The 11328-nt window shown below is 51.1% G+C and carries 9 protein-coding genes; 5 read left to right on the top strand and 4 right to left on the bottom strand.

The genetic code is table 11. The annotated features are described in order from the left end of the window. Positions 1–8: 8 nt before the first annotated feature. The gene (locus QUE74_RS26690; RefSeq protein WP_000873758.1) at positions 9–1229 is read right to left on the bottom strand and encodes an amino acid deaminase; all 1221 of its coding nucleotides are present in this window, start codon (positions 1227–1229) and stop codon (positions 9–11) included. A 200-nt stretch (positions 1230–1429) separates the two neighbouring features. Between QUE74_RS26690 and QUE74_RS26695 the strand changes: the two genes are divergently transcribed. The 3 genes from QUE74_RS26695 to QUE74_RS26705 all read left to right on the top strand — a co-directional run bounded on the left by QUE74_RS26695 (position 1430) and on the right by QUE74_RS26705 (position 4843). Beyond that, positions 1430–2872, top strand: coding sequence for an N-acyl-D-amino-acid deacylase family protein (locus QUE74_RS26695; protein WP_286331881.1), 1443 nt, complete (start codon positions 1430–1432; stop codon positions 2870–2872). 9 nt (positions 2873–2881) lie between these two features. Then, a complete protein-coding gene (locus tag QUE74_RS26700) occupies positions 2882–3271 on the top strand; it encodes a RidA family protein (protein WP_000023754.1) in 390 nt (129 codons plus the stop codon). A gap of 102 nt (positions 3272–3373) precedes the next feature. Then, positions 3374–4843, top strand: a complete 1470-nt coding sequence (locus QUE74_RS26705) for a sodium:solute symporter family protein (protein WP_001084239.1) — start codon at positions 3374–3376, stop codon at positions 4841–4843. A gap of 9 nt (positions 4844–4852) precedes the next feature. Here the strand turns inward: QUE74_RS26705 and QUE74_RS26710 are convergent, their stop codons facing one another. Then, a complete protein-coding gene (locus QUE74_RS26710) occupies positions 4853–5716 on the bottom strand; it encodes a MurR/RpiR family transcriptional regulator (RefSeq protein ID WP_000331734.1) in 864 nt (287 codons plus the stop codon). A gap of 181 nt (positions 5717–5897) precedes the next feature. Here QUE74_RS26710 and tsr point away from each other — a divergent pair, with 181 nt between their 5' ends. Beyond that, positions 5898–7562 carry a methyl-accepting chemotaxis protein gene (gene tsr, locus QUE74_RS26715; RefSeq protein ID WP_000919558.1) on the top strand — a complete coding sequence of 555 codons (1665 nt, stop codon included), beginning with the start codon at positions 5898–5900 and terminating at the stop codon, positions 7560–7562. Positions 7563–7610: 48 nt separating this feature from the next. Here the strand turns inward: tsr and QUE74_RS26720 are convergent, their stop codons facing one another. Both QUE74_RS26720 and QUE74_RS26725 read right to left on the bottom strand, forming a co-directional pair. Next, positions 7611–8972, bottom strand: coding sequence for an MFS transporter (locus QUE74_RS26720; protein WP_000410144.1), 1362 nt, complete (start codon positions 8970–8972; stop codon positions 7611–7613). A gap of 214 nt (positions 8973–9186) precedes the next feature. Continuing rightward, positions 9187–10101, bottom strand: coding sequence for a GntR family transcriptional regulator (locus QUE74_RS26725; RefSeq protein ID WP_000091572.1), 915 nt, complete (start codon positions 10099–10101; stop codon positions 9187–9189). Positions 10102–10239: 138 nt separating this feature from the next. On the opposite strand from QUE74_RS26725, the gene lgoD reads away from it, so the two are divergent. Then, entirely contained in the window at positions 10240–11265 is a 1026-nt protein-coding gene (gene lgoD / locus QUE74_RS26730; protein WP_000106051.1) for an L-galactonate oxidoreductase, read from the top strand. Positions 11266–11328 lie beyond the last annotated feature (63 nt).

An 11328-nucleotide genomic window follows, 5' to 3' on the forward strand; every position in this document is an offset into this window, starting at 1 on the left:
CTGCGCTATCAAAACAGCGTATCCAGCTCTGCCAGTACGTTGTAGTCGTCATCAGCCAATAACAACGTTTTCCATTTGTCGAAGGTCAGGCACGGATGCGATGTGCCAAACACCAGAATATCCCCCACTTGCACGTCGCTATTAGCTGACAGTTGCAACATGCAGTGCTGATCCATAATACCTGTACTGCGAATCGCCTGTGGATCAAATGCCAGTGATTTGCCGTTGCGGTAGTGGGCGACTGGTTGCGGCAGTCCGGCGTCGAAGGCGCAATCACGCTTACCAAAATTTACCACCGCACGATCAGCTTCCGGCACCGATTGCACCATGGCGACCAGTTCCAGCGCAGATGTGAGATCGCCTGCAAGATCGCAGGCCACAGGATCGCGGGCAAGCAACTGTTGTTGTGCCGCGTCGTAGATCCCGGTGTCGTGAGTGATGTAGCAGCCAGGGCGAATAACAATGCGGCAGTTATCAGGCTTTTCTGCCGCCAGCCAGATATTGCACACCACGTCATACCAGACCGTGCCTGCTCCGGTGAGAATAAACTCGCCATCAACCAGACTTGCCATATCACAGGCCAGTTGTGCGGCATCCCGCAGCAGAGCTTCTACCTGCGGTTGTGGATCGTCACCGTGTAAAACACCTTCATATAACTCAAGCCCGCGCAGACGTAGCCCTGGTAATTGGGCCGCCTGTTTAGCCAGTGCCAGTGCGGCATCCGTTGAGCGGCAACCACAGCGTCCGCCGGGAACACCCAGCTCAATCATCACGTTCAGTGTCTGTTGCTGACTGGCAAAAAAGGCAGACAAAGCGCGGGCGTTCTCAATGCTGTCGATACAGCAGATAAAATCGACCGTCGGGTAATGTTGTTGCAACCGGGCAATCAACTGCATATTCGCCTTGCCGACCAGCTGGTTAACCATCAGCACTCGCTGAATACCGCTCGCCATTGCCGCACCAGCCTGCCATGCGCTACCGACACCTATTGCCCAGGCACCAGCCGCCTGCTGCGCCTGAAAAATCCACGGCGTCATGGTGGTTTTACCGTGCGGTGCCAGCGAAACGCCGCGCGCGTCAGCATAACGCTGCATCCACGTAATGTTGTTCTCCAGGGCCTGCTTTTTAATGATCGCGGCAGGTAAACAGACATCTTCGGCAAGGAGATTTGCGGGCATTTGCATCAGGGCCGATTTATGGGGAACCAGAGGTTCTGAGTGGTATTTCATAACATTTACCTTTTAAGTTTTTCACCGTATCGGATGTGAGTATCATTTGTAACTAAATGAAATATAAATATTTAGTTTATTTATCTTATAGTTTATGAATAAAAGTATCATAAAATCATCTGGGTTTTGCGTAGTTTTCCACTGTTTTTCATCCTTGTAAATGGTTAACTTGTCACCATTGCAGAAATGGAGTGACGAACATGCAGGTTGACTGGTTAATCAAAAATGTGACCGTTATCGACGGTAGCGGCGGCCCTGAATTTCGCGGTGACGTGGCAATAACAGGTGATCGGATTGTCGATATTGCCCCTGCGCTTAACGTTACGGCGCAGCAGGTCATTGACGGGGAAGGGCGGGTGCTGGCACCAGGGTTTATCGACGTTCATACCCATGACGATATCAACGTTATTCGCATCCCGGAATATCTGCCAAAAATCAGCCAGGGGATCACCACGGTGATTGTCGGTAACTGCGGGATCAGTGCGGCGTCGGCGAAAATGAAAGGCGAAGTTCCTGACCCGATGAATCTGTTGGGGGAAGCGGAGCACTTTATTTATCCTACCGTTGAAAGCTATGCCCAGGCAGTGGAAGCAGCCAGGCCGTCACTGAACGTTGGCACGCTGATTGGTCATACGGCGCTGCGTAATAACCATATGGACGACCTGTTTCGCCCGGCGACGGCGGATGAAATTGCCGCCATGCGCGCCGACTTACGTCTGGCGTTGAGTCAGGGGGCGCTGGGGTTAAGTTCCGGGCTGGCCTATGCCACAGCATCTCAGGCGACTACCGAAGAAGTCATGGCGCTGGCGGAAGAATTAGCCGGTGAGAAGGGCGTTTATACCACCCATCTGCGTTCTGAATTTGAACCGATTCTCGATGCCCTGGATGAGGCGTTTCGTATTGGGCGTCATGGCAAAGTGCCTGTCGTGGTTTCCCACCATAAATGCGCCGGGGCGAAAAACTGGGGGCGGACAAAAGAAACGTTGGCTTTTTTTGACCAAATGCGTCAACACCAGGAAATTGGCTGCGATGTCTACCCTTACTCAGCCAGCTCTTCAACGCTGGATCTCAAACAAGTCACCGACGAATTCGATATTGTGATCACCTGGTCACAAACACATCCGCAGCAGGCCGGGAAAACACTGGCGCAAATCGCCATCGACTGGCAGATGAGTATGCTGGAGGCCGCGAAGCTGCTAATGCCTGCCGGGGCTATCTATTACAACATGGACGAGCGCGACGTCCGCAGAGTATTGAGTTATCCAGTCAGTATGATTGGCTCTGACGGCCTGCCCAATGATCCCATGCCGCATCCACGTTTATGGGGCGCCTTCCCTCGCGTGCTGGGTCACTATTGCCGTGATGAAGGTTTATTCCCTCTGACCACGGCTATCCACAAAATGACCGGGCTTTCTGCCAGCCGTTTTCGCCTGCCCCAGCGTGGACTGGTGAAAGTTGGCTATTTTGCGGACCTGGTGTTGTTCGATCCACAAACCATTCGTGATGTTGCCAGCTTTTCTGATCCCAAACGCCCGGCAGATGGCATTGAGGCGGTGATGGTGAACGGCGTTATGAGCTATGGTCGCGATAAACATATTACAGGCCGTGCGGGACGCTTCCTGCGCCGGCAGACCTCACATTAAGGAGTGAATATGAGCATTAAACGTTACGGTACGGAAGGTGGAACAGGCACTGGCGGGCAGCATTTGCCTTTTGCCAGGGCGGTTGAGGCGGGCGGCTGGCTGTACGTCTCCGGGCAAACACCCATGAAAAACGGTGAAGTGGTAGAAGGCGGAATCGTTGAACAGTCACGACTGGCGATCCAAAACTGTGTCGACATCATGACTGAAGCCGGTTATAGCCTGGCGGATGTGGTTCACGTGAAAGTGATCCTGACCGACGCCCGCTATTTCCAGTCATTTAATAAAGTATTCAGAGAATTTTTTGGCGAGAATCCGCCTGCACGTATTTGTTGTGTGGCTGATCTGGTTGTCGATTGTAAAGTCGAAGTCGATGTGACCTGTTATAACGCGACCCGCTAATAAATTTAAGAATTAAAAAAACAGACCGCAATTGAGTGCTGAATACATTCAGCACTCCGGGAACTCTTACATTATTCTCTCTCTACTGGCAGGATGTGAATTATGAACAGTCATATCTTTTTAGTCGGCTTTATTATTTATGCCATCGCCATGATTTGGCTTGGTTGGTTTGTTTCTCGTAATCAGAAAAGCGGAGAAGATTTTCTGCTGGGCGGGCGTTCGCTGCCGCTGTTTCTGACGCTGGGGTCAACCGTTGCCACGATGGTTGGCACGGGTTCCAGTATGGGCGCAGTGGGCTTTGGCTACAGCAATGGCTGGGCCGGAATGCTTTATGGCGTCGGTGGGGCCGTAGGTATATTACTGGTGGCGTGGCTGTTTGCACCGGTACGTAAATTACGTTTTATGACCATGAGTGAAGAAATATCTTATTATACTGGCGGCAGTCATTTAATTAAAAACATTGTCGGCATGATGATATTTATTGCCTCTATTGGCTGGCTGGGGGCGCATATATTAGGTGGAAGTATGTATCTTGCCTGGGCAACAGGTATTGATCTTACGGTGGCAAAATTAATTATTGCCTTAGCTTTTGCGATTTACGTTATTATCGGCGGTTATTCGGCGGTAGTGTGGACCGATACCATTCAGGCCCTAATTCTGTTCTTTGGCTTTATATTAATGGCTATTCTTGCCGTTGTTCACGTTGGTGGCTGGAGTGCGATTGAGCAGGCGATGGACCCAAAAGCGATGAGCCTGTTTGCGATTGATAAAATGGGCGTGCTGCCTGCGCTTTCGCTGGCGCTGGTTATTGGTGTCGGCGTACTGGCCACACCATCTTATCGCCAGCGTATTTACTCGGGAAAAGACGTTCCCTCTGTACGGCGTTCATTTGTTATTACTGGCGTGTTGTATCTGTTCTTCTCGATTCTGCCTGCCATTATCGGCATGGCGGCGTTCACCATGAACCCGAATCTGGAAAACAGTAACTATGCCTTCTTGTTCGCGACCAGCTTCTTACCTGCCATTCTTGGGCTGGTGGTGCTGATTGCCGGGCTTTCTGCCACCATGTCTTCTGCCAGTTCTGATGCCATTGCGGCAGTGGCGATTATGATGCGCGACGTCTACACCATGATTACCGGCAGAATGCCGCCGGAGGACAAGGCCATTACTTACTCACGCTGGATGTTGACCTTTGTTATTGGCCTGGCGCTGGTCTTTGCTCTGACCTCTAATGACATCATCAGCTACATTACCAAAATGATTTCGATGCTGATGTCCGGGCTGTTTATCTGCTCGATTCTCGGTCGCTTCTGGCTACGCTTTAACTGGCAGGGCGCGCTGGCGGCGTTAGTGAGCGGTATGGTGATGTCAATTGTGGTGCTGATGAATGCCGACTGGCTGGCTTACTGGGGTAACCCGTGTATTCCGTCAGTGCTGGGCAGCCTGGTCGCTGGCGTACTGGTGACGTTGGTAACGCCAGCAAGTCAGGTCAGCCGGGAAGAAGCTTTGGCTATTATCACCAATGAGCGTGAAAACCAGAGTGTCGTGATCACCAAACCTGAAGAAGCATAACCGACAATGCTAATCGCCAAGTGGCTGGCGGTTAGCGCCCCCACGGTGGCTGTCTAACACCAGTTTTATCCGCCGCAGGCGATCTTTCGCCTGCGCTTTATTTGCCATTGCCAGTTCCGTTGCCAGTACATCGACCATGGCTAACATCGCGTAGCGGGAAGGCGTGGGTTTAAAGATGTAATCACTCTCCTGAACCAGCAGCGGCAATACCAGATCTACCTGTTCTGCCAGCGGTGTTTGTGCTGGCGTAATGGCAATAACACGCGCGCCATACTGACGGGCGATTGCCGCACTTTCGATGATTTCCGGTGTATAACCGCCCAGCGACAGCACAATCACCACATCCTGCGGCATCACTGCCGAGCACATCATTCTCATCATCAGGGCATCATTCTGACTGACCACTGGTAGCCCCAGACGGAATAAACGGTACTGAATCTCCTGTGAACAGATAGTGGAACCGCCGCCAGTTCCTAACGCAAGAATTTGCCGCGCCTGACTTAACCAGCTTACAGCCTGGCTGATGGCATTCATATCCAGCGAACGACGATGCGTTTCCAGCACGCTAATAATCGCTTCGTAGATCCCCTGAACACCGTCAAGATCCGGTACATCGAGAATAAACCGCTGCCCGACAGCCAGTGACTGCGCCAGTTTGACTTTCAACTCGCGGACATCTTTGCACCCCAGTGCACGGGCAAAACGCGTCACCGACGCCTGACTGGTTTGCGTTAACCGTGCCAGCTCAGCAATTGGCAACTCTACTGCGGCAGAGACGTCATCAAGAATAAATTGTGCGATACGCTTTTCAGTGGCTGTTAACGCCATAAATCGTTCGGTAATGCAGGAGATGATATCGATGCTATAAGCCATAGGAGTATCACTGGTTCGAAGAAGATTGATACTTTGTACCATAAACTGCCGCTATAGAGTGTGACCCTCACAAAAAACGCAAGTTTGCTGCAACAAAAGCAGTGCCGACGCTTTTCCACAGCATAAAGTTTTCCACCACCAGGCCGACAACCAGTGTATCTGTCTAGTGGAAAGAGAAACCATGTTAAAACGTATCAAGATCGTGACCAGCTTACTGCTGGTTTTGGCCGTTTTTGGCCTTTTACAACTGACATCAGGCGGTCTGTTCTTTAATGCCTTAAAGAATGACAAAGAAAATTTCACTGTTTTACAAACCATTCGCCAGCAGCAATCCACGCTGAATGGCAGCTGGGTCGCGTTGTTGCAGACGCGTAACACCCTCAACCGCGCGGGGATCCGCTACATGATGGATCAGAACAATATTGGTAGCGGTTCAACCGTTGCCGAGCTGATGCAGAGTGCCAGTATTTCGCTGAAACAGGCGGAAAAAAACTGGGCGGATTACGAAGCATTGCCGCGTGACCCGCGTCAGAGCACCGCCGCAGCGGCAGAGATCAAACGTAATTACGATATTTATCACAATGCGCTGGCGGAACTGATCCAACTGTTAGGTGCAGGCAAAATCAACGAATTCTTTGATCAGCCGACTCAGGGATATCAGGACGGTTTCGAGAAGCAGTATGTGGCTTACATGGAGCAAAACGATCGGCTCTATGATATCGCCGTCAGCGATAATAATGCCTCCTACAGCCAGGCGATGTGGATTCTGGTGGGCGTGATGATCGTCGTACTGGCGGTCATCTTCGCCGTCTGGTTCGGTATTAAAGCCTCGTTGGTAGCGCCAATGAATCGCCTGATTGACAGCATTCGTCATATTGCAGGTGGCGATCTGGTGAAACCGATTGAGGTGGATGGTTCTAATGAGATGGGGCAACTGGCAGAGAGTTTGCGCCATATGCAGGGGGAGCTGATGCGTACCGTCGGTGATGTGCGCAACGGGGCCAATGCTATCTATAGCGGTGCCAGCGAAATCGCCACCGGCAATAACGATCTCTCTTCGCGCACCGAGCAACAGGCCGCTTCGCTGGAAGAGACGGCAGCCAGCATGGAACAACTGACCGCAACGGTGAAACAGAACGCCGAGAATGCGCGTCAGGCTAGCCATCTGGCGTTAAGTGCTTCCGAAACGGCGCAACGTGGCGGCAAAGTGGTGGATAACGTGGTGCAGACCATGCGCGATATCTCCACCAGCTCGCAGAAAATCGCCGATATTATCAGCGTAATTGACGGCATTGCCTTCCAGACCAATATTCTGGCTTTGAACGCGGCGGTTGAAGCAGCGCGTGCAGGTGAGCAAGGGCGCGGTTTTGCGGTGGTTGCGGGAGAAGTGCGTAATCTGGCCCAGCGTAGCGCTCAGGCGGCTCGCGAAATTAAAAGCCTGATTGAAGACTCGGTGGGCAAAGTGGATGTTGGCTCTACGCTGGTCGAAAGCGCCGGGGAAACCATGGCAGAGATTGTCAGCGCTGTGACCCGCGTGACGGACATTATGGGCGAAATTGCTTCGGCTTCTGATGAGCAGAGCCGTGGTATCGATCAGGTTGGCTTAGCAGTAGCTGAGATGGACCGAGTAACCCAACAAAACGCCGCGCTGGTGGAAGAATCTGCCGCCGCCGCCGCCGCGCTGGAGGAGCAGGCCAGTCGCCTGACCGAAGCTGTGGCAGTGTTCCGGATTCAGCAAGAGCAGCAACGCCAGCGCGAAGCATCGGCAGTAGTAAAAACTGTGACGCCATCTGCGCCGCGCAAAGTGGCAGTGGCAGATAGCGGAGAGAACTGGGAAACGTTTTAATCGCCATAAAAATGCCCGATAAGCAAAATGTTATCGGGCATAGGGAAATTAATCTTTACGTGGGTCGTTGATCGGCTGACGGACCAGGAAGATGTATGCCAGTGCACCCGCCGCGGTGACGCAACCGCAGATGATTAGCGCCAGACGGAATGAGTGGGTGGTATCAACAATAAAACCAGTAATGATCGGCGCAAAAGAGGCGCAGATGAAGCTGGCAAAGTTTTGGATACTGCCCACCGACGCAGTCATGCGAGAAGCAACTGCGACGTGGATCAAGCCCCAGCAGGATGTTCCGGCAAAGTGAATACAGAACAGTGCCATGCCAATCAGCAGAACCGCTGTCATGGATGTTGTCGCTTGCGGTACGACCAGCGTAAAGGCGGCAGAACAGAACATCCCGGCAATAATGCAGATCTTACGGCTTTTAATCGGAGCCATTCCTCCTTTGACCAGCCAGTCGGTAACGTAACCATTGACCAGCATCCCGGCAGCCCCAAACAGGAAAGGGATAGCCGCCATCAACCCGGTGCTTTTTAAATCCAGGTTATAGGCTGTTTGCAGGTAACCTGGCAGCCAGGCCAGATACAGCCACGCAGTGTAATTGATGCCACTGAATCCGAGCATCATTCCCCACATTGTGCGGTTACGGAACAGGCTGCGCCATTCAGCAAAACTGAGTGGATCACGGCGGGCATTGACGCTACCGGCATTGAGATAGGCTTGTTCAACGGCAGTCAGTTCAACGTGCTCGCGGTTGCGATAGAGCATATACCAACCGATGGCGAGAAAAATCCCCAGTACACCAATGGTAATAAACATCCCGCGCCAGCCCATCACCAGCATCATCGCCGCCAGAATCGGTGGGCTTACGGCAACGCCAATGGTAGAAGCTGCGTTGAAGAAGCCCATCGGGCGTCCGCGCTCTTTGATGTTGAACCAGTCGTTAATGACTTTTACACCGCATGGGTTCATCGGCGCTTCACCAATCCCCATACCTATACGCACCAACACGAACTGCGTAAAGCTGTGCACCATGCCAGACATTGCCTGGAACAGTGACCAGAAGAACATCCCCAGTCCCAGCATCAGGCGCGGGCCTTTACGATCCAATAGTGGGCCGCAAGGAAGTTGCGCAATCCCGTAAGCGAGTGAAAACACGGAGAGCAAAGCGCCGATTTCGGTGGCACTTAATCCCAATTCTTCACGAATCGTTAAATTTGCTACCGACAGTGAACTGCGGTCGAGATAATTGATTACCGCCGCAAAAAATAATAACAACATGGCGGTGGTTTGAATGCGTTTAATTCGGGTACTGCGTTGAACTAATCCATCTGGTGGCACGGGAATATCTGCCGACGAAGATGGAGTAAATGAAGAACGCGGATCGAGGGTGATATTTTCTTTTTCCACGCCGGACTCCTGTATTTATAATTTTAATTGTTTACGTAATTGTGCATTACGCAAGGTTGACATTAACGGCAGGTAAAAGTTTTAGGACTTTACTACCGCTCACAAAAACATTTTTAGTCGACTGATTGTGAGCATAGGTAAGCGGGAATTTTCCGGTATTTATCTTTTGATAAAACCGTGCACCCGCTAATAGTTTGCTGTTTTTAATCCGTACTTAATGAGCATAACGCGTGTTCTCATTAATGGATCGAATCATTGATTGTTTAGCTGAATTCAAATGGTTACGGAGCGCAAGGGTGGCATCCAGGTCACTGCGGCAAATCAGAGCGCTGAGAATGGTCATATGCTCATCGACGGCAATGATATTGCGCTGTTTAAGATCGCTTTCGTCCCATTGATAGTGAAAATGAAAGATGACTGAGATGATCTCAAGCGATTGATCAAAAAAGATATTGTCGGCAGCTGAAAGCAGTAAGGAGTGAAAATCTCTGTCAAGTTGCGAGAACATGCGAAAGCTATTGCCGATGTTGTCACGCAGTAGCCGATGACGTTCGAGCATGGTTTTCGCCTGCAGCCAGCGGGGATCATGATCAGGCAGGTTGAGAAAGTGCTGAAGTGAATGAGTTTCGAGCATTTCGCGTAGCTCAAACAGCTGCTCGGCGTAGGATTGATCGAATTGCTTCATGCTCCACTGGCCGCGCTTTTCGCTTTGAATAAGATTATAACGGCCGAATTTTAAAAGATATTCTCTTACTACAACCGGGCTGACACCCGCGGCCCGCGCCAGTTGCAGTTCAGAAAAAGTTTCCCCAGGGCGTAACTGACGCTGGTTTATCATCGTGAAAAAAGCCTGCTCAAACACTTTGTTTTGTTCACTCATTGAAGCGGTAGTACAGGCGAAACCGTCATCATGGTCAGGTTTACGCGCAATAACATAGTCGTTTCCAACCTGCGTCAAGACGCCGCATTCGCGTAAGTGGCTGAGAATATGACGCACTGTGGTGCGGCTGATGTTGTACATTTCCGCCAGCGCACTTTGCGATGGAAGTGGGGAAGGGATGTGACCCCGCGCCATATCATCAATGACCTGGTTAATCACATTGTGGCGTAAATTTTGTGAGCGACTCATATTTTCCTCCTTGTGAGTCCATTAAAACCCGATTTAAAACATTTTTATGCGTGTGTTTTCACAAAACAGATTTTCCGTTCCGCTGCCATTTTTCATTTTCATTGATATCTAAGGCAACAAAAAATGGAGAGCCGAATCATGTCTACGATGAATGTTTTAATTTGCCAGCAGCCGAAAGAATTAGTCTGGAAACAACGCGAGATACCTATTCCGGGTGACAATGAAGTATTAATAAAAATTAAGTCTGTCGGGATTTGCGGTACCGATATTCATGCCTGGGGTGGAAATCAACCATTTTTTAGTTATCCACGCGTTTTAGGCCATGAAATATGTGGGGAGATTGTTGGGCTGGGTAAAAATATTGCTGATCTTAAAAATGGTCAGCAAGTTGCGGTGATCCCTTATGTTGCCTGTCAGCAATGCCCGGCATGTAAAAGCGGTCGCACCAATTGCTGTGAAAAAATTTCAGTTATTGGTGTGCATCAGGATGGTGGTTTTAGTGAGTATTTGAGCGTGCCGGTGGCGAACATTTTGCCCGCAGACGGTATTGACCCGCAGGCGGCAGCATTGATTGAACCTTTCGCTATTAGCGCTCATGCGGTGCGTCGTGCGGCTATTGCTCCCGGCGAGCAGGTGCTGGTGGTCGGGGCGGGGCCAATTGGTCTGGGCGCGGCGGCAATCGCTAAAGCTGATGGCGCACAGGTGGTGGTGGCGGATACCAGTCCGGCACGCCGAGAACATGTGGCAACGCGTCTGGAGTTGCCCGTGCTGGACCCGTCAGCCGAAGATTTTGACGCGCAGCTGCGGGCGCAGTTTGGTGGTTCGCTGGCGCAGAAAGTGATCGACGCGACAGGTAATCAACATGCGATGAATAACACCGTAAATCTGATTCGTCACGGCGGCACGGTGGTATTTGTCGGTCTGTTTAAAGGTGAGTTGCAGTTCTCCGATCCGGAATTCCATAAAAAAGAAACGACGATGATGGGCAGCCGCAACGCCACGCCGGAAGATTTCGCTAAAGTCGGTCGACTGATGGCGGAAGGAAAAATCACTGCCGACATGATGTTAACCCATCGCTATCCGTTCGCCACGCTGGCAGAAACCTATGAGCGCGATGTGATTAACAATCGTGAGTTGATTAAGGGTGTAATTACTTTCTTATAAGGCGAGATTATTAAAGTTGCCATGCAGCGTCCGGGGAAGTGTTGGGCGCTGTTTTTTTTGTTT

It is taken from the genome of Escherichia sp. 10290, from assembly GCF_030295155.1.
Taxonomy (GTDB): domain Bacteria; phylum Pseudomonadota; class Gammaproteobacteria; order Enterobacterales; family Enterobacteriaceae; genus Escherichia; species Escherichia coli_F.